Genomic DNA, 21,331 nt, shown 5'->3' on the forward strand with positions numbered 1-21,331 from the left:
ATCACCATCTATTTAGATTTAGAATTATTTACTAACTTCTTATACATAAAAATAAAACTAATCAAACCTATTATCTTAACTTTAAAGCATAGGAATATAGTGGTTAGATATTAGTTAGTATACAATGTACTTAATATGTATTTATAAAACCCCTCATTATCTATATAAAAGATAAGATTTAATATTAGGAGCTTTAATGAATAATAATGATTTATCATCAAACTGTAGTTCAAATATAAGTGATTTAGACAAATATTATTTTCATGAGGGTAAACACATATACGCATATAACTTTATGGGTGCTCATAAAGCTCAAGAAAATGGGCAAAACGGTATTAAGTTTACAACTTGGGCACCAAATGCAAAAAGTATCTGTGTAATCGGTGACTTTTGTCACTGGGAAGAAAGAAATGAAAACCACATGCAACAAATTAGTCCCGCTGGACTATGGAGTGTTTTCATTCCAAACATTGGCAACGGTCAAAAATATAAATTTGTAGTAAAAAATAAATATACAAATAACTATGTATACAAAAGCGACCCTTACGCAATTTCTTCTGAATTGAGACCTAATACAGCTTCAATTATTAACACTGAAACGCAATATCAATGGCAAGATAGTCAATGGCTAGAAAAACGCACTAATACTAATTACTACGATAACCCTATGAATATTTATGAGCTACATCTAGCTTCTTGGAAAACCAAAGATGGTAATTTCTTAACTTATGATGAACTAAGTGAGATCTTACCTGAGTATGTCAAAAGAATGGAATATACTCACGTTGAGTTTATGCCCTTACATGAACATCCTCTCGATGCTTCATGGGGATATCAGCCAACTGGTTTTTACTCGATAAATAGTCGCCATGGAGATTTAGTTGGTTTAAAGCGTTTAATTGATAAACTACACAATGCAGATATTGGAGTAATTTTAGATTGGGTTCCTGGACATTTTTGTAAAGATGAACATGGTTTAATAAAGTTTGATGGTAGCTCATGTTATGAATATCAAAACGATGGTAAAGCCTCAAATAAAGGCTGGGGAACAAATAACTTTGATTTGGGTCGCAATGAAGTAAAAGTTTTCCTAATATCAAACGCAATGTATTGGATAAATGAGTTTCATATCGACGGGCTACGTGTTGATGCAGTATCAAATATACTTTACCTAAATTATGATAGAGATCATGGTGAGTGGGAACCAAATATACATGGTGGCCATGAGAATTTAGAAGGAATAGCTTTTCTTAAAGAACTTAACGGTGTCCTTAAACATACTTGTAAAGGAGTTATAACAATAGCTGAAGAATCTTCAGCATGGCCCAATATCACTACACCTGCTGAACATGGTGGTTTGGGTTTTGATTTCAAATGGAATATGGGCTGGATGAATGATACTTTACGCTATATAGCTTTAGATCCTGTTCATCGCAAATATCACCATAATCTGATTAATTTCTCCATGGCTTATCATTATTCAGAAAAGTTTATCCTCTCAATTTCTCATGATGAAGTTGTGCATGGTAAAAAATCTCTCATTAATAAAATGTGGGGAGATTTATGGAATAAATATGCAGGATTACGTCTTTATATGACTTATATGATAGGTCATCCTGGCAAAAAATTAATATTTATGGGTAGTGAGTTTGGACAATTTATCGAATGGCGAGAATATGAACAACTTCAATGGCAAATAGTCGATGAATACCCTGCTCATAAAGAAACTCAATTATTCTTTAAAAAGCTAAATCATTTTTACAAATCTGAACCAGCTTTATGGGAAGCTGATTATGATCATAGTGGCTTTAAATGGATAGATGCTGATAACTCTTCTCAAAGCATTTTATCTTTTATAAGAAATAGTAAAGATGAAAAAGATAGTTTGATTTTTATCTGCAATTTCACCCCTATGGTTTATTATGATTATCACTTAGGTGTTCCTAAAGCTGGTGCTTATAAAGAAATTTTCAACTCAGATAGCCTTGAATTTGGTGGTTCTGGACAGCTTATAAGTGAAAAAATACTTACAACTCCAGAACCTTCTCATGGCCATGCTCAACGAATAACTATAAAAATTCCCCCGATGGCATCTTTAATTTTAAAGTTAGTTGATTAGATATAATAAAAGAGATTTAGTATTTTTATGCAAACAGCAAATCAAAATATATGGATTCAAGATAGTAAGTCTGGAAATTTTAGACCAATAAATATTGCTCACGACATTAGTCTAGACTTCGAAACAAGTAGTATAAGATTTAGAATCCAAGCAACCGGATTCTTAAACGCATATGTAGTTGGTAAATTTAATGACTGGCAAAAACAAGAAGATCTAAAACTTACTTGGACTACTGATAATGATGATGGTAGTTTATGGTTAACTAAAGATGTTTTTTCAATTGAGAATCTCATCCCAGGAACTAACCAATATACATTCATACTTGTTGATCTTGAAGGAAATGAATATAAGGTTTCAATTAATGATAGAACTTTTATCCCTCTAAGTTTTAACTGGCTTATTGCTAGTGAGAAACTAGAAATAAAAGCCTCTGAGGATTTTATTACTCCTGGATTTACCTTAGACTTAGCTGCTGTAACAGAATCAGTTACTAAACGTAAAAACATAATAGATGTTGAATGGGGTATTTCACCCAAAACTCAACATATACAAATTACTGACAATAAACTTTTCACAGACTTAAATATAAGTGATTTATCTGAAGTTACTCTAACATGCTTTAGTAAAGCTAATCCAAATATCACAGCTCAAAGAAATTTTAAAATAGTAAAAGAAAATAGAGATGGTAGCTTAATTCATTTCATTAAAAAAGATCAAGAATATAATGGCGATAATTTCAGTTGGGACTTGTGGGCATTTAATGAAGATAAGACTACTCAGACCATCCCTCTTTCAAATAAAAGTGATTTTGGTTTATACGCTCTTTGCCAAAAAGAAAATGTAATCGCCAGAAAAAAACTTTGGAGCTTGTATTGGCATAACGACTGGGCTGAACAAACAAATTCTTTTGATATCTCCGAGAAAAATGATAATTACTATATTGTCTATGGCGACTCTGTTATTTATACATCATTGATTGATGTTATAAATAGAACTAATCCTAGAATAAAATACGCAGTAATGGATGAAGCCGATAAAATTGTGGCTCACTTATCTGATACTCCTTTAATTGGAACTTTCTTTGAGCTTTGGATTAATTCTCAGAAAATTGATGATGTTGATTTGATTATAAAATATAACTCTCAACAACTAATATTTACAAACCTTCCAAAGAATATTAATGGCTCTGATTTGATAGAAATTCGAGCTAACAATACATTTTTACCAACCAAAGTCTTAATGAGAAATTATTTAGATAATTTTTTCTATCCTGAAAGTGATATGGGAATAATATTTAATGACTCTACAATATCTTTAAGGCTTTGGGCTCCAACAGCAAAAAAAGTTGAAGTTCTTCTATATAATGAAGACTTACCAACTAATAAAAAACAGCCAGATTTTTCCTTTGAACTAAAGCCAGAAAATGAATATGGAACTCATCACATAGAACTTAACATTGCTGATTATGAGAACAAATATTATTTATATCGCTTATATTTTGATGATCTAGACCCAAGAGGTAAGCAGTATACTAGAGTAACTTACGCCATAGACCCATATGCTGTTGGATTAGGGGTGAATGGTGAAAAAGGTTTTCTAATTAATTTAGATAGCCCCTCACTAATGCCAGATCAATGGCAAGAGCATAAGTATTCAAGACTTGAGAAAAAAGAAGATACTATTATATATGAAACTCATTTACGTGATTTTACTATAAGTCTAGAAAGTGGAATTCCTGAAAAACTAAGAGGTAAGTTTCTAGGAGCTTCTTACTCTGGATCATATTACACTAATGAGGAATCTGGAGAAAAAGTCTCAACCGGAGTCGATAGCTTAGTAGAATTAGGAGTTACTCATATACATTTATTGCCATTCTTTGATTTTTCTTCAGTAGATGAGTCAAAAACGAATGATAAAAATAATAGAAACTGGGGCTATGATCCTAAGAACTACAATGCACCAGATGGTTGCTATTCGATAGATCCCTATAATCCATTACAAAGAATTATAGGAACTAGAAGCATGATTTCAGGATTCCATCAAAAAAATATTGGTGTAATCATGGATGTAGTTTACAACCATATGACAGATACTACTAATTTAGACAAAATTATTCCTAAATATTATTTTAGGACTGATCAGTTTGGTAGATTTACCAATGGTTCTGGTTGTGGTAATGAACTAGCAACAGAGCGCCCTATGGTTAGCAAATTTATTCAAGACTCGGTAATGCACTGGGTTAAAAACTATAAAATAGATGGTATACGTTTTGATTTAATGGAACTCATAGATTTAGACACAATCAAAAGTATAGTTACTAAAATAAAAGAATTTGACCCTCGTATAATTATCTATGGTGAGCCATGGAAAGGAGGAGACTCTCCTTTAATAAATGGAACTCATAGAGGCACACAGAAAAACCAAAACTTCTCAATCTTTAATGACTTTTTTAGGGATGCAATACGAGGAAATAATAATCCAGGAAATGGCTTTATCAATGGTGATGCCCACAACTCTTTAAACATCGGAAGAGTTATTGATGGACTAAAAGGTTCAATTCACGGACTTACTGCAAATCCACTAGAATCTATAAACTATGTAGATGCTCATGATAACTATACATTATGGGACCATATTGAAAAAAGTCAGCAAAATAGCATAAAGGATGGTTCTTACCGAAAGGGTATTTTAGAGAATATTTTTGAGAGCTCTCTTGTCAGACAAAACGCTCTTGCTTTAGGTATTATTTTAACTGCCCAAGGAGTACCATTTATACATGGTGGTGCTGAATTTCTTAGAACAAAGCAGGGAGATCATAATAGCTATAGAAGTAGTGATGAAATCAACGCCTTTCACTGGTCTGATAAGTTAACATTTAAACCCTTTTTTGATTATGTAAAAGGCTTAATAAAACTACGTAAAGAGCATCCTGCACTAAGAATAAGCGATCCAAGAATAATAGATAAATACCTAAATATAACTACTGCTCACCATGATAATAGATCTGGTGTAATTATTTCTCACTTTAAAGATTATGCAAATAGTGATAGTTGGCAAGATATCGTGATTATATACAATGCTACAACAATTGATGGTTATGAAATAAATGATTTATTACCGAAACCAGAGAGCGGTTTCTGGCATATTGTTGCTGATCATGAAAAATCTGGTACAGAGACATTAAAGAAAGTCTGTGTCGGCAGTTTACCTCCACTAAGATCTTATTCTTTAATGATTATTCATAGCTAATTTATTTTCAATAATCTTAAGTACATGAGAAGATTTATAACTTCTATTACTTATAGCTCTAGTCCAAACATCTTTATTAGAAATAATATCTAAATTATCTTTTGCTCTAGTAATCCCCGTATATAGTAATTCTCGTGAAAGCGCCCTATTTGATTCATTCGGTAAAATAATACAAACTCTTTCAAATTCTGAACCTTGAGTCTTATGTATTGTCATAGCATAGACAGTTTCAAACTTTGGTAAGGTATTTATAGTAAAACTAACATCCTTATTTTCAAAATAAGTCCTATCATTCCAAATCACACCCACGTCGCCATTAAATAAATTCTGAGAATAACTATTCTCAACTATCATTATTGGTTTACCATGATAAATATCTTTATTATTTTTGCCTAAGATTTTTGCTATCTTGTCGTTAAGGTTTACTGTACCTACATTTAACTCTTTATTTGCGACTAGTATTCTAAATTTCTTCAGATATTCTAAGGCTTCTTGTGGTGTCTTTTTTTTGTAAAGCTCTTTATAGTAAGCTTTCACAAAACTATTTAGATATTCATCAAGCCTACTTAAATTATAAAAACTTATACTTTCATCTAATTCTTGAGAAGGATCTCCAACTAGAACTTTATTTGCTAAATTATTTATAGTTTTGTTAGAACGATAGTTTTTTTCTAGCTTTGTAACATAATCAAAGTTACTCCCAGATCCAACCTCTTCATTGCATGTTTGCTGTATTAATTTTGCAACCTTATTTGAAAATATATTGTTTGATACTCCTTCAGTTAGATTACTTAGTATACTTCCCACTTCAACTGATGGTAGCTGGTTGATATCACCTATAAGAATAAGTTTTGTATCATCTCGTAAGACTCTTATAAGCTTTATGAAAATATTAATATCCAACATAGATGCCTCATCAATTACAACTACATTAAAAGGCGCTCTAAAATCATCACTATACTTTAGTCGTTTTGAGTTAGGCACAATTCCTAAAAATCTATGTATCGTACTTGCCTCCTCTGGGATTAAATCATATAAGTCTTCCTCTAAACTCAAATTCTCTTTTAACTTTAATTTTGTATTTAGAATAGATTCTGTAAGTCTCTGAGCTGCTTTACCTGTTGGAGCTAATAATGCTATCTTTTGATCTGAGCCATTTAACATCTGAAAAGCCAGAAGTAACTTAGTGACTGTTGTAGTTTTACCAGTTCCTGGACCGCCTGATATTATACTAAACTCACGAACTAAGCTATTTATAACTGCTATTTCCTGCCAGTCTTGGTAATCCTTAGACTCATTTTCTATAGGAAATAGTTTATTCAAGGTTTTGGTAAACTTATCTATATCAACATAGTCTAAATTTGCTTTTATTTTTTCTTTTAGAAAAGCTGCTATTTCATTTTCAAATTGCCTTATTCTTTTAATATATAAACAACCAAAAGCATAGTGAATTGGACTATTTTTGAAATCTAATATTTTAAGTAGATTTTCTATTTCACTTTCACTTGGAAAGCTATATCCCTCGATTCTTTCTAAGTCATCATCTTGAATTTGTTGCCATAGGATTTTATTTGCTATGCTTTTAATATCTAAACAACTATGTCCCTCTCTATAAGATGACATCAATGCAACTAGTAAATGAAATAACAAACTCTTACTATTTTGATAAGTTAACTTAAAAAAATTGGATGTCTCTTTTGCAAAGAAAAAATCTATTGGCTCAATATCTGCTAAATTATTTTTACATTCTAATAAATTTCTATACATCATTAGCTCCTGTAAAAATACTATCCATTTTTTCTAAAGTACTTCTTTCTACCTTAGTCTTATAAACACCAAAGCCATCCTTAAGGCCTCTAAGATAAAAATAATAAACTCCTCCAAAATGCTTATCAAAACTGTAGCTTGGTAGATTACTTGAAAGGTATCTGTGCAGTGCTACACTATAGATAAGGTATTGCAAATCATAGAAGCTATCCTGATTTTTCTGCCTCATTTTTTCTTGGGAATAATCCTCTAAAGAATCTCCCAAATAATTAGACTTATAATCTGCAATATAATATTTACCGTTATGTTCAAATATTAAATCTATAAAACCATGCAGCATGCCAAAAACTTTCTGATTACTAAGTTCATCATAGCCTATTGCTTTCCTTCTATACTCTCCTAAAGCTTTTATAATATTGGTTTTATAAAGCTTCTTATTTGTAACTGGAAAGTAGAATTCTGCTTCTTTCAATGTTTTAGAATCAGGGATATCTTTTAAGCAAAAGCTAGACATCTGTAAAGCACTCTTATTATCATCAAAAAGTTCGCCTTGAAAATTACTTTCTTTTTGAACTAAGGAAGATTGTTGCTCTATTTCACTAATTGGTGCAGTTAGACACTCTTCCAACCAGTTTTTTAGATTATTAAAATCTTCTGCAGCAACCACCTTATATCTATCCATTTGCTCTTGTAAAAGAACATTATCTATTTGATTAGTACTAAAATCTGTATGTTCTAAAACATTATGCAAAATATTACCAATGTCTGCTCCTTTTGTAGCTGTAAATCTAAATTCTAGCTTTTGCTGTACCTCTTGAGCTTTATCATCCTCTGACTCATCATTTTCTTTTTCTAATATTATATTTTGAGGCTTTGACTTAGATATTTTAGAAAAAGATAACATTTCCCAATTATCATTTTCTAGCTTGTGTATTTGACTAGCTTTTAACTCTTGATTTGCGACATTATCACTAGCATGTTGTATTTCTATGCTTTGAAAATTATTTATCTCTAAAAGCAAACTTTGGTTAGCTGGATTATTTGTGATTTTTTGAACCTTCTCTAGCCACTCTTCATCTTTTTTATAATTCAAGAATTGTGCTAATGGTGACTTTTCACCTTTATTATATTTCGCCATTCCAATATAACATCTATGCTCTGCACGAGTAACCGCTACATAGAGAAGACGCATTAACTCTTCTATTGTCTCTTTATCAACAGCTTGCTTTACATTATCATCTTTACCTATCTTATAAACAGTCTGTTCTAACTGACTGTCATAATATTTATTAAAACTTTTAGCATCAAACTTCTTTGTACTTACATAGCTTGCAAATGGTATAAATACAATAGGATACTCAAGCCCTTTTGATCCATGAATTGTGATTATTTTTATCAGATTATCATCACTTTCTAGCCTTAACTCTCCTTCTGAATTAATATCGCTTTTTATCTGCTGGCGATACCATTTTATAAGTTGATTGGGATGTTTATATTTATTTTCTGCTACTTTTATAAGCTCTGCTAAATGTAAAACATTTGTAATTACTCTTTCTTTATTTTCTGTTCGCTGAATAAAACTCTCATGCAAAATCTGCATAATAAAAGACATAAAACCATATTTATGCCACTTATCTCTTAGACCTTTTGCATAGTCAATTTGCCTACCCCACTCCTCTATCTTTTCTTCATCAAGATAAGCTAAAAACTTTTCAGCATTTCCGCCTAACAGGCTTGTTGATAGAGCTTTCTTTAACAAACTCTTATTCTCAAGCTCATTTATCCCTTCCATTAAAAATAGTATTTCTTGAGCTTCTTGGCTTTTATAAACATTATCTCTTTGGCTTAAGTATACTGAGCTTAGATTTTTTTGTTGTAGTGCCTGTTGTATAACCTTTGCTTGTTTACCATTCTCAACAAGTATTGCAATATCACTCTCTATTACTTTTTTAGAATTTAGTAGTCTAACAATTTCATTAGCAGTCCAAGCAGATAGTTTAGTATCAATATCATTTTTATTATCATCTTCTGTCACATCATAATAAAAATAATTTATTGGCTTAAAATTATCATCAAAAACTTTACTTTTACTATCTGCATTTGGCGATGCCTTAACAGTTTGATAATCAATACCCTCACTAAAAATATCCTTACCAACAGCACTATCAATCTCATAATCTTCTTTGTAAAAAAGCCTATTATAAGCTTTTATCATTTGGCTAGTTGAGCGCCAGTTAGTATCCATACTCCAGTGATTTTCTGCTGGACAACTAGCCTTGGCTTTTAGGTATGTAAATATATCACCACCTCTGAAGCCATAGATAGCTTGCTTAGGATCACCTATCATTAGCAACATTAGCTCTTCTTTAGATGTTGGATAAATTGTATCTAGTATTTGATATTGCTCAGCATCCGTATCCTGAAACTCATCTATAAGAGCCACAGGATATTGAGTTTGCAGGGTTTTCACTAAGTCAGATGAAGTCTGTACACTTTGACAAAGTTTTGTAATCAAATCATTAAAATCTAAAACTCCTTTCTGCTCTTTTGCTTTGATAAAGTTTTTACGAATTTGTAAACAAGCTTTTTCGATAAACTCATAACTTTTAAATTTATTTTTTAATATCTCAATCTGCTCATCTTTGTCTATAAGATCTTTATAAAAAGCATCAGTAGAATTTGGATAATTATTATTCTTTCTTCCAACAAATAGCTTATGCCATTCTTCAAAAATAAGATTAAGCTGTTCATCATCTTTAATTCTAGTTCTACCTGCAAAGCTCTTAGCTTCAGTCGAGATAGTGGTTATATCTCTTTCATTCAACCAAGCTTTTAAATGATTAAACTCTTCTTTTCTTTTTAAGATTTCTGTTTCTCTAGTTTTACCCTTCTTACTACCGGTATTTAATATAATTAAGTTTTCAATATCTTCTGAATATTTTTCTATTTTGTTTAAAACAGTTTGCTTCTGTTTATAAAAATCATTTTCATTTACAAAATCAATCTTGTAATTAGACTTAACAATATTCCCTAAACCATTCCTATCTAAAAACCTCTCTGGCGTGTGTAGTTTATTTAATTTCAGATACTCATAATTTTCTTGATTATTATTTATATTATTCCTAAAAAAATCCTCTACCACTTTTTGCAAAATATCAGATGTATCAACTTCCATTGAAACATCCATTTCTATACCACTAGTAAAAGCTTGCTCACTCAAAACCTTCTTACAGAAACCATGAATAGTAAAAATAGCAGCCTCATCAATCTCTAACAAAGCTCTTTTAAGATGTTTATAATTTTCTTCTGATAAAACTTCTTTGCCCGATTTGTGATTCTTGATTACATCTCTTAACTTGGACTCAACCCTACCAATAATCTCTTGTGTTGCATCTTTAGTAAATGTCATTACCAGTATCTGGCTCGGTAATAATCTTTCATTTAAGCTATTTCTTTTTTCTAATAAAAGTCTGACATATAATTCTGTAATATTATAAGTCTTACCAGTACCAGCACTTGCTTCAATTATGTGTCGACCTGCTAATGGTATTTCTTTTATATCAAGATTTTTCATTTAGGTTTTATCTACCTAGAATATTTATAACTCTAATTATAAACATTTCTTTTATAAATTATTATTCACATGCATAAAATCTCCCTTAATTAAATTCTACTTATGCTCATTTAAAAATCTGATATCTGGATAGGCCATCAAGTAACTTTCAATATTAAAATGTTATAATTATAAAAATTTTGAAACTTAAAAATAAAATGGCAACGGGGATAGTAGCATTACTAGATGATATAGCTTTATTAGCTGATGATACAGCTACAGCAACAAGACATGTTGCAACAGCAACGGCACCCATTCTGGGTGATGACGTAGCAGTAAATGCTGGAGCTGCAACAGGATTCTCAGCAAAGAGAGAGCTGATTGTCATTTGGGCAATAACCAAAGGAGCTTTAAGAAATAAACTGATTATACTACCCTTTGCTTTTATTCTAAGCTTTTACATTCCAATAGTTATCACCTTAACCCTTATAGCTGGTGGTATATTCCTACTTTATGAAGGCGGTGAAAAGGTTGAAGAATATTTACATATAAAACTTGGTTACAGTGAACATCATAAAGAAAATCTAAAAGCCTCTACTCCAGAAAATGTAATAGATGTCGAAAGAAAAAAAATAAAAAGTGCTATATTAACTGACTTCATCCTTTCTATTGAGATTGTTGTTATTTCTATGAACGCTGTACAAAACAAAGAACTAGTAGTACAGATTGCTTCTGTAACAATTATATCTTTTGCAGCAGTGTTTTTTGTTTATGGCTTAGTTGCTCTTATTGTTAGAATGGATGATTTAGGTCTAGCTATACAAAAGAAAGGCTATACTAAAATAGGCGAAGTATTCATTATATCTATGCCAAAGGTCATCAAGGGTTTATCTATACTTGGTACAATAGCAATGTTTTTAGTTGGTGGTGGAATCTTAACTCACAATATTCCCATAATCCATGAGTATAGCCATATCACTAATATAAACATTATCAATGATGCTATTGTTGGATTGGTTGGTTCTGCAATAGTCGTTAGTTTTGTTGAAATTTATCTGAAAATATTTAATTTTTTAACAAAACATAAGGGATAGCTTTATCTACTACAAAATTTCATGTACTACTCTTATTTAAATATGAATCTCATCATTCATTTAAAATATCTTTTCTGCTTAATTCACTAATCATCAGTTCTCACCTTAAATATTCTACTAATGAATATAAAGAACAATGCTATTGCCGTCCCACTAAAAGTCTCAATCAAGCGTAAACCTGTATTTAAAAAAGGTGAATAATTTGGTTGATACAATCCTAAAGCAACTATCACGCCAGCATTTGCACTACTCATCTTTATAGCATTCTCAAGACCTAAACTAGCTGTGATAAATACACTTATTGCTACTGCCAGAATCATAACATAATAGTAATACCCCAAAACTGATGTAAAAATAAATGCTGTCACACCACCTATAATCGAACCTATAAATATTTGATATGCTGCTGAATATGAATCTTTAATACTTGATTGTAATATTGTTGAAACCGTAATCAAACACCAAAATCCACCTATGATAGATTGCCCCTTATGTATCCATCCTGATACATAAAATCCAAGTAAAAAGCATAAACAAGCAGCTATAGCTATTTCAAAGCTTATATAAATATTTTTGTATAGTCGTACTGTACTATTTCTCATAGGCATTTAGAACCTCAAAAAAACCTTTATAAATTTCTTCACCATCAAAATCATTCATGCTAGGAAACTCACTATAAAGAAGCTTAAAATATTTATCTTGATCTAGAGCTTTATAGTTATTCTCATCTGAAATAGCATTATCCCAAGCAACCTGTTTTTGTTTATCAGATTTTTTATATTTATTACCTCTATTCTCACCATCAGCAAGTAAAGCTTCTGCTAAACTCAAATGAGCCAACATCGGTCGACTAGCTACTTCTTCAGCATATTTTAGATAATACTCTAATTTCTCTTTTGCATGTTTATTACTAACCCCTAGAAGAAATTCCTTTTGCTCATATATATCTTTCTTCTTTTCTAAGTAATAATAAACTGTTGAAACATCTCTCTTCTCAGTAGATGCAACTAATAATGCTGTTAAATAAGCCTCAAACCTATGTTTTACACCAAAATTATTAGAAGTTGTAATGAACATTATCTGATTCTCTTTAACATAACAATTTGTGCTTAGTTCACAACCTTCTAGTTTTGCTTCAAAGTACCTTTTTTCATAATCTGAGATATTAGCTGACTCAACAAGTATTTGCATATTCTGGACTTGTGTATTTAGCTCATCATCCGTCAATACAGACTCTGGTAACTTCCCGCTTAACTTCAGTTTTTGGATAATACTAGTATCTTGACCTTGGCTAATACTCTCGAAGAGTTGCTGTTTTAAACTATGCTCTTCTAAACCATCAATATCAAATGGCTCACTATCTTCTAATTCTTCAAAGTTATTCTCTAACCTTAGACCTAGCCCATAATTAGCGTAAGCTTTCAAAGGATTATCAAAAATATTCACCAATTTACTAATTGTTAAATGCTCTGGTAAATTCACATTAACTTTACCAGCATCTTCATAAAATGCTTGTGGCTGTTTTTCTATCAACCTAAGCCAAGCTTCATCATAACTTCTATACTTGTCTGAGTAACATTCTCGACTAAAAGCATGTAGTGGATATTCTTTTATATCATTTCTATCCCAACCATAGTTTTCATCTAAATAGCTAATAAACTCTTTAAGAATCAAGCTCGCTTCTTGATCGACATTTGTTTTCACACTCTTGCCAATATAACTTAGATACAAATTTTGCCTTGCTGACAATATCGACTCCAAAAATAAATATCTATCATCATCTCTCTTAGTTCTATCACCTACTCTTCTACCTAGCTTAGCCATAAGATCAAAACTAATAGCTGTATCTCTTCTTGGAAAACTGCCATTGTTTAAACCAAGCATCGCTACTACTTTAAAAGGCACATTACGCATAGGTGTCATAGAGCAAAAAGTCACCTTGCCATTTAAAAAGTGGTTATTAATTATTGGTTCAGATAACTGTGATATTAGGCAGTATCTAATTGTATATAAATCAATCTTCTCATCACTTATTATAGCTTTAGCAGTCTCTACAGTTTTAGCGATCAGATCTTTTATTTTTTTAGCAATATACTCTTCATCATTAGTAATCTCAAAAACACTAGTGAACATCTCTAATAAATAACTATGCCATTCATCAAAAGTTCGTGGCTCTTGCAACTGTTCAGAATATTCAGCTAATAGCTCTAAAAGCTCGTACAAACCACCAAGCTTGCTAATTTCACCCCCTTCTATTATTGGTACTGTTAGTAAACTATCATTTATAATTTCACCACTATCTGAAAAGCTAAAACCTAGTATCAATCTTCTCAACCCCCATGACCAAGAAAATGTTTTTCCATCATTACTATGATGTATACAAGCCTCTTTTAACCAGTAGCGGATAGTTTCTAAATCTTCATTAGATATCTTAAATTTTTGCTGAATTGCTGGTACTTCTAAATAGTCTAAAATCTTATTTACTTCAAAATTACTTTCTGGAAGCTGGAGTAAATCTATAAAGCTAGCTGCTAAGGCTTCTGAATCTAAAAGTGTTCTATCAGCAATTGAGCAAGGTAATTTCTTATCATCACCATATCTAGAAAAAACACTATCTATATATGGAGCATAATCCTCAATATTTGGACACATTACCAATATATCTCTAGGCTTTATAGACTTATCGGCTTTTATAATATCTAAAAGTCTATCATGCAAAACTTGTACTTCCCTAAGTGGACTATGGCAAGAATTTACTGAAATAGTATTATCTTTACCTTCTGAATAGTTTTCACAATTAAGCTCTAGTAAATTTCTCTGAACACTTACCAATTGACTTTGACCATGATGCTCTAGCTTTGCAAAATCCAACTGTGAATTATCAAATACACTAAATTCTTGCTTCTTTTCATTATTTAAAAGCTCATTGAAAAACTCTTTACCCTGCTGACCTAAGTTTGCTAAAAGTGGTTGAAGTTCGTAATCATCCTGATTTAACCATGTAGATATTTTTGTCTTTTTCAAATCATACCAGTACTCACTACATGGATTTATATACAAAATATGTATATCTATAAAATTAGCTAGCTGATATAAAAAGCTTAAGTTTTTTGGTGAGATTGTATTTACCCCAAAAAGATAAATATTTGAAGGTATATCATGCTTTTTTAGAGCCTTAGCGCTAAGTTTTTCAATAGCTTCTTTCTGCACATTAGATGGAGTATCTGGAATCTCTTTGACTAGGCTTTGCCATAGTTGCATCTGCCAATCTTCATCATCTTGTAAATCAGAAGTTATGGTCTGTCCTTTCTGCCATAATTCTAGCCAATCTGTACGATAAGAAATATATTTTGAGAAAACTTCAGCAATTTTAGCTGATAATTGATATTTTTTTAGATTACTTCCTAAACAATATTTTTCTAGCTTTTCAGAATCAATCTCATCTATAAGCTTATATATTCTCCAAGTCAAAATATCTTTACTATAAGATTTTTTATGCTCTTGTTTGCCTGTTAACTTATAGCAAATATCTAATATATATCCATTGACCATATCATAATTTAAGTTCATAGCTATACTTCGGCATTCTGCTAACTGCATACTTAACCAATGCTGCATACCTCGACTACCAACTATTAATTGTGTCTGGGCAAAAATATCTTTCTTTTCATAATCAAAAAGTTTTGATAAAACCTGAACTAGATACTCTAACTTATTTGATGGATAGGTATATAACGCCATATTTGAAACTTAAAATATCATCTAACTTACTATTTTAGCAAATTACACTTTTAGATTACTATCTATATCAAAACAGAAGTTGACAAATATATTTTAGAAAAGATGAATTATACTAATGAGCTTGTTATATCAGACTTAGGATATGGTAAATCTTTAATATTTTTAGTAAATTCTTTAGTATGTTTCTTATCTAAAGAATTTAAATCTATAGATACAGAATTAAGTGGATTATCATACACATTCACATAAAGAGTATTATTTGTTAAATCTTTTATTGCTGTAAATACAGTATGATCATAGTATATTTTGCCATCAAGTTCTTCTGCAGCAACCCCTTTAGGAATATCTACATTATGTAAAACATGGACAACCCTATTTAAAGTACTTTCACCCTCAATATTTTCATTATCAGAGTAGTAACCTAATACTGCAGTTCTAATAAATCTAGATGGTGGAGAATAATCACCTGGTAAACCTAACAATCCATTACCCTGTCCAAGAGCATCTATAGTTTCAAATTTAGTCCCTGGAGAAAACACGCCATTTTCATCATATAACTTCATATTCATTACTGTTTTATTTGATAAGTTAAGATAGTTTCTTACATTTATTAAGTGCCAATCATAAGTTGGTGAGTTTGTCATAATTTTTACATCTAACTCTGGATTATAGAAATGTACTTCTCCTTTTACATATTCCACAACTATTGCATTACCACTCTTATCAGATATTAAGAAATGAACTTCTGGCACCACCCCTTTTACATCTGTTGAGCTATCATTCCAAACTTTATATTTCTCCAAGCCCTTTTTAACATCATCAATATTATTATATTGACTTAAGATATATGTTGTTATCTCAAGTATTGAGGCATAATTTTTATCAGTTTTCTCAACTTTCTGATATTGAGTAAATCCACCAGGCAAGTAGTTAGCGCTAAGACTAAGACCTTCACTATTTTGACCATCTGCAATAAAAAAATTATCCTTTGACATAGATATGCCTGTACCCAATACAGAATATTTAGAAGAATAATTCTCTTTTGGTAAATCTAAATCTTTTGGCGCCGTTAAAGTATGAATTGTGCCCGCTGGTATATAGGTCAAACTCCAATCCCAATCAAGACCCCATTCTACTGTTCTTCCAGCAACTACGTCACCATCATTACCTTTCATAGTTATAGCTGTACATGCGATCGCTGAACTTACTAGCACGCTTGAAAGCAACAACCCTGCTTTTAATACTTTCTTCACTTATAAATCCTTTATAAAAATTAATAATTTATAAGATCATTTAAGCATACAATTTACTTATATAAAATTCATTTTGATAGTTTAAGAATTTATTCTGAAAATAGCGCATATAAAAACTTACAATTAATAATCCATTTTCATTTCTTATTTAGTAAATTTTTGATAGATAGTTTTTGATTAAAAAATTTTTAGAATTTAGGGGGAAGATATTTATTATAAAACTTCTATATTTATAGCTTGAGCACCTTTGTCTCCAGCTTGAGTTTTATAAGCTACATTTTGACCTTCGCTTAGCGTTCCACCAGCACTCCATAAAGCTGATACGTGTACAAATACATCTTTGCTACCATTTTCTGGAGTAATAAATCCGAAGCCTTTTGAATCATTGAAAAATTTTACTTTTCCTTTAAGTTTTTCACTCATGTTTTTCTCTCTTGTTTATTGTTATTTAGTTAATGACTAAGTAAGTAAAAGTATTATAAAAAATTAAAGATAACTAAAATAATAAGAGACAAAACTAAAACTATTCTTGATAAATTTATAATTTACGCAAAAACTCACTTGCGACTGGATTATTGTAACACAATAAATCACTATGTATACATATATTTGAATATATTTTAAAAATTAGATTTTACTAAGATTTAAGTTTTAAATATTTCACATATGAATTTATAAAAATGAAACAACACAGTATATAGGCCAATAAATTAGAAACCCCTGTTAAAGTGCTAAGATTTTTTATTGAAAGTTCTAATAAGTCTGCCTCGTTAAAATAGAATATCGCAAAAGTTGAGCAAATAGTATAAACACCTAAAACTAATAACCCTAAGAAATAACCTCTAGCAACTATAACTAGTCCTGAATATAAAGCAATCATCCAAAATAATTGATATATATCAAAATCCCAATTAACCTCATATACTGGAACAAAGTGAAGGAATAACGAATATAAGATATATAATGTAGCAAACACTACTAATGTTAATATTAACCATACGCCATCATTGCTAAATAAAACTAGTTTCTTAGGATAATCATCCAAATGCTTTTTAAACATGATATATCCAAAACATGCCATAAATATATCAGGTAAAGAGTTTAGCAGCATTAAAGTAACATAGTCATACGGCATATTTTTTAATGAGGATGCTATCAATATATATAAAATATCTATCAAAGGGTTTAATAAATATATATACCAAGCTGACAACTTAAACTTAGAAAGTTTATAAACAAAATATATTCTTATAAACAATTGAATAAAAATCAAAACATAAGATACAAAAATCATAAATAGCTCTCTCCACCTCATCAAGTCGATCGTTAAAGTATAACTAGCTGAATATTTTTTACAATTAATGCTATACACCAAAAACTAAATAACTAATTTGATATATCATCTATTTAAAGAGATAATAGCTCTAATTTTTAAAATAATGCAAATATTCCTATAATGAAAAAGTGTATAAGTTTCACATTAATAATCTTAGTATATTTATCATTTAATCCTCTTTATGCAATAAACCTAGATCTAATGAAATCAAACATCCAAAACGCTAATGCTCAGCAAGATGATGCTAATAACATAAAAGAAAATTCAACAAATAAAGAAAATATAAGTGCTGAAGGTTTATTTAATCAATATAAAAAACAAAGTTAATTTTAATATAGTAAAACTATTTCGAGAAAAGATTTAATAAAGCTGAATTACCAAACCCTTTTTCTGGTGCTACACTAGGTCTTCGAAAAGCATAAGGCATAAGATCAAAACCTGACGTATATTGTTCAGTATCTTGCTTATACTCTTCAGAATCACTAACATCCAGGTCTGTTTCTATCTGATTATTAAGAGGTAGTAGTTCATTAAGCATTGTTGGTATTACATTATCCATATCATTATTATAGTACTTTAAAGTAATACTATCTGGCATTTTCCATCTTACCAACCCTAGATGCTCATCATTAGCAGTCTTATATAATACAAACTCAGTATAGTCTATATTTGTCGTAAGCCCCCAAGACTCAGATGCTGAATATTTAAGAGATGCTTGGCATTTATTCTTTTTATCAAAAGAAGGAACAGCATATGCTTTTATATCTCGTTTTTGTAACTGATCTAAGATTGTTTCTTGAAAATTAGGAATAGTAACTTCTTTATTATTGACAACACAAATAGAATCTATCTTCTCTGGTGATTTCACTATATTTACTTTAGTAGAAGCACAACCACTAATAAAAAGTATACAAAACCCTAAGAATATAATTTTTTTCATAAAAACATAAAAATACGAATATACTTATATGATACTTAATTTTTGTAACAAAGTTAATTATCTAGCAATTACTTATTAAATATTCTATAACTATTTTTTATAGCATATTTAACTTAAAATAAACTAATAAGAATATGAAACAAATATAGAAAATGAAAAGAATTATATTTTTTATAATTTGGCTATTATTTTTTTTCAAACTAACTTATGCAATTCCTCTAGAACTTTTAAGATGTAACATTGAAAAAGCTCAAAAACAAGATGCTTTAAAAGTTCATATTGTTGATACAAAACGAAAATTAGATGCTCATGAATTATTTAACTACTATAAAAGTAAATAATTTATTTTAGGAGATCTTTGAGAAACTTATCGATGGTGCCGAAGGTGGGACTATAACTAATCTTTCCTAGCCTTTATATATCAACACTTCTATTTTTTACAAATTAGTCAGTAGTACAAAAAGTCGTACAAATCAAAACTATATTTTATCAAAATAGTTAATATTGTATTTATAATAGCATAGTTGATTAATTATAAGATTTTTATCAAGCACTCTCTTTAGGTAACCATAGATCAGCTAATTCAGATGAACTTAGTTTTGTAGTAGTTTGAACTGTTCCATCTACACTTCCTCCATCCATATCTATGTCATCTGCTCCAGAGGCTGCTAATAGCTCTGCTATCTTATTTGAGTTAGCTGATAAATCTAATGCAAATCCATCATTAGCATCTATCTCTAAACCTTGATTAGTATATTGACTAGAAAAATAATCATCTACTATTACTGAACCTAATGGATCACTATCAAAATTAATAAGCAAATCTTCTCCATCTCTACTTAAATTAACAGAATCATGGTCTATATCTGTTAGCTCTAATGTATCCATAGTTCCATCATTAGATGATACATTTAGGGTATCGTTACCATCTCCTTGAGAATATCTATGCTTCTGTTATATTTCCAACATATGAATCTGAAACCTCTTCTCTAGATGATGGCACTAAAGTTGCATCAAAAGTTCCAGATATTCCTAAAGTAATATCTAAAGGGTAACTGGATGTTGGACCATAGCTAAATATATGGGTTTCTATCCCATTTGATATTTTAATCCAAGCATGATAACCATTTGTTCAACTTGTAAGAGGATCTGTATATAAACTAAATTTATAATTGCTCATTATTTCACCCTTTTAGATATTTTTTGTTTATATTTTTTTATTATTAAATAAATCACATAATCTAATACTTCTACTAAGAAAATACTAAATATAAAACCTGATAAAGTGATAAATATAATACTATTGGTAAAAGTATAACTTTCTACATAAGATGTTTTTGTGGCTCCCAACGTATTAAGAAAAAAAATAATAAAAGAAAAAACATATACTATGAACCTACATAATACATCTTTAATTGAATTTGGTAATTTAAAAAAAACTAATAATGTTATGACATAAATAGCAAAAATTATTTTAAATATATTAAAAAAGTCTATTAATATTAAATTTCTGTTTAAGAATATTATAGAAATAGTAATAAGCCCTAATATTAAGATATATATTATTCTCATATGATTATTTTTCATTTATGTTCCTCCTGTACCACTTTTACTAATCCACCCATCTAATCACCCTTCCCATATTCAACATCATAAAATACCTTTATTAATATTACCTTTCTCTAAGACTGTTATCGATACCTCTTGTAAGTGGCTCTGTGAAGAAATCTATCACTCTTCTGGTTCCTGTCTTAACCTTTGCTACTACTGCCATTCCAGGCACTATCTTATAGTCCTCGCCATCTTTGTGTAAGGTATTATCATTTAAGGAAACTATTAGCTTATACACTAATCCCAATCTCTCATCTTCTATAGCATCTCCAGAGATCTTCTCTACAGTCCCATGTAGTACTCCATACTCAGCAAATGGGAATGTATTGACCTTAACCTCAGCCTCTTGTCCACTCTTTAGATAACCTATATCTTCATTCTTAACATACACCTCAGCTTGTAGCAACTACTAATTATTATGATATTAAACATACATGGGTTGGCTTTGATAAAAACCCTTCTGGATTTCCAGAATCTCCACAACTGTTCAAAGGAGCTACATTAGCAAACTGTAAAGATGGTACTTGTGATTTGATTTGTGTCTACTACTCAAATGTAGAAGATCATACTATTGAGGCTAGTTCAAATCATAAACCCAACCAAACTAACTTTATAATCAATGAAAATATAAATGCTTATCTAAAGAACTTCCAATGCCAATTCACTGA

Annotated in this window: 16 protein-coding genes; 6 read left to right on the top strand and 10 right to left on the bottom strand. The window is 30.3% G+C overall.

The annotated features are described in order from the left end of the window. The first annotated feature begins 196 nt into the window (after window positions 1-196). Both glgB and pulA read left to right on the top strand, forming a co-directional pair. Window positions 197-2,119, top strand: a complete 1,923-nt coding sequence (gene glgB / locus DNK87_RS02980; protein WP_119330272.1) for a 1,4-alpha-glucan branching protein GlgB — start codon at window positions 197-199, stop codon at window positions 2,117-2,119. A gap of 27 nt (window positions 2,120-2,146) precedes the next feature. Then, entirely contained in the window at window positions 2,147-5,368 is a 3,222-nt protein-coding gene (pulA, locus tag DNK87_RS02985) for a type I pullulanase (protein ID WP_119330271.1), read from the top strand. Here the strand turns inward: pulA and recD are convergent. Together recD and recB are read right to left on the bottom strand one after the other, a co-directional pair. Next, on the bottom strand, window positions 5,348-7,135 hold the full coding sequence (recD, locus tag DNK87_RS02990) for an exodeoxyribonuclease V subunit alpha (protein ID WP_119330270.1): 1,788 nt from the start codon (window positions 7,133-7,135) through the stop codon (window positions 5,348-5,350). The genes pulA and recD overlap by 21 nt on opposite strands. Beyond that, window positions 7,128-10,709: an exodeoxyribonuclease V subunit beta gene (gene recB / locus DNK87_RS02995; RefSeq protein WP_119330269.1), complete on the bottom strand. Its 3,582-nt coding sequence runs from the start codon at window positions 10,707-10,709 to the stop codon at window positions 7,128-7,130. Before recB ends, recD begins: the two co-directional genes overlap by 8 nt. Before the next feature lie 197 nt (window positions 10,710-10,906). On the opposite strand from recB, the gene DNK87_RS03000 reads away from it, so the two are divergent. After that, complete coding sequence (locus DNK87_RS03000) at window positions 10,907-11,782, top strand: DUF808 family protein (RefSeq protein ID WP_119330268.1); 876 nt, start codon at window positions 10,907-10,909, stop codon at window positions 11,780-11,782. Between the two features lie 86 nt (window positions 11,783-11,868). Here DNK87_RS03000 and DNK87_RS03005 read toward each other — a convergent pair whose 3' ends face one another. The 5 genes from DNK87_RS03005 to DNK87_RS03025 all read right to left on the bottom strand — a co-directional run bounded on the left by DNK87_RS03005 (window position 11,869) and on the right by DNK87_RS03025 (window position 18,070). Further along, a complete protein-coding gene (locus DNK87_RS03005) occupies window positions 11,869-12,390 on the bottom strand; it encodes an FUSC family protein (RefSeq protein WP_119330267.1) in 522 nt (173 codons plus the stop codon). Then, on the bottom strand, window positions 12,374-15,523 hold the full coding sequence (gene recC / locus DNK87_RS03010; RefSeq protein ID WP_119330266.1) for an exodeoxyribonuclease V subunit gamma: 3,150 nt from the start codon (window positions 15,521-15,523) through the stop codon (window positions 12,374-12,376). The genes DNK87_RS03005 and recC overlap by 17 nt, the downstream gene beginning before the upstream one ends. A 107-nt stretch (window positions 15,524-15,630) precedes the next feature. Then, window positions 15,631-16,776: a linear amide C-N hydrolase gene (locus DNK87_RS03015; RefSeq protein WP_119330265.1), complete on the bottom strand. Its 1,146-nt coding sequence runs from the start codon at window positions 16,774-16,776 to the stop codon at window positions 15,631-15,633. 213 nt (window positions 16,777-16,989) lie between these two features. Continuing rightward, the gene (locus tag DNK87_RS03020; RefSeq protein WP_119330264.1) at window positions 16,990-17,199 is read right to left on the bottom strand and encodes a cold-shock protein; all 210 of its coding nucleotides are present in this window, start codon (window positions 17,197-17,199) and stop codon (window positions 16,990-16,992) included. A 214-nt stretch (window positions 17,200-17,413) separates the two neighbouring features. After that, complete coding sequence (locus DNK87_RS03025; protein ID WP_119330263.1) at window positions 17,414-18,070, bottom strand: hypothetical protein; 657 nt, start codon at window positions 18,068-18,070, stop codon at window positions 17,414-17,416. Window positions 18,071-18,232: 162 nt separating this feature from the next. On the opposite strand from DNK87_RS03025, the gene DNK87_RS03030 reads away from it, so the two are divergent. Beyond that, a complete protein-coding gene (locus DNK87_RS03030) occupies window positions 18,233-18,439 on the top strand; it encodes a hypothetical protein (RefSeq protein WP_119330262.1) in 207 nt (68 codons plus the stop codon). 16 nt (window positions 18,440-18,455) lie between these two features. Here DNK87_RS03030 and DNK87_RS03035 read toward each other — a convergent pair whose 3' ends face one another. Next, window positions 18,456-19,052, bottom strand: a complete 597-nt coding sequence (locus DNK87_RS03035) for a hypothetical protein (RefSeq protein ID WP_119330261.1) — start codon at window positions 19,050-19,052, stop codon at window positions 18,456-18,458. Between the two features lie 152 nt (window positions 19,053-19,204). On the opposite strand from DNK87_RS03035, the gene DNK87_RS03040 reads away from it, so the two are divergent. Continuing rightward, window positions 19,205-19,393, top strand: a complete 189-nt coding sequence (locus DNK87_RS03040) for a hypothetical protein (protein ID WP_119330260.1) — start codon at window positions 19,205-19,207, stop codon at window positions 19,391-19,393. Between the two features lie 205 nt (window positions 19,394-19,598). Here DNK87_RS03040 and DNK87_RS03045 read toward each other — a convergent pair whose 3' ends face one another. Beyond that, window positions 19,599-19,940: a hypothetical protein gene (locus DNK87_RS03045; RefSeq protein ID WP_119330259.1), complete on the bottom strand. Its 342-nt coding sequence runs from the start codon at window positions 19,938-19,940 to the stop codon at window positions 19,599-19,601. 14 nt (window positions 19,941-19,954) lie between these two features. On the opposite strand from DNK87_RS03045, the gene DNK87_RS03050 reads away from it, so the two are divergent. After that, window positions 19,955-20,107: a hypothetical protein gene (locus DNK87_RS03050; protein ID WP_154401837.1), complete on the top strand. Its 153-nt coding sequence runs from the start codon at window positions 19,955-19,957 to the stop codon at window positions 20,105-20,107. A gap of 617 nt (window positions 20,108-20,724) precedes the next feature. Here DNK87_RS03050 and DNK87_RS03055 read toward each other — a convergent pair. Next, on the bottom strand, window positions 20,725-21,069 hold the full coding sequence (locus DNK87_RS03055) for a beta-barrel domain-containing protein (protein WP_119330257.1): 345 nt from the start codon (window positions 21,067-21,069) through the stop codon (window positions 20,725-20,727). Window positions 21,070-21,331 lie beyond the last annotated feature (262 nt).

This window comes from Pseudofrancisella aestuarii (assembly GCF_003574475.2).
GTDB classification, from domain to species: Bacteria; Pseudomonadota; Gammaproteobacteria; order Francisellales; family Francisellaceae; genus Francisella; species Francisella aestuarii.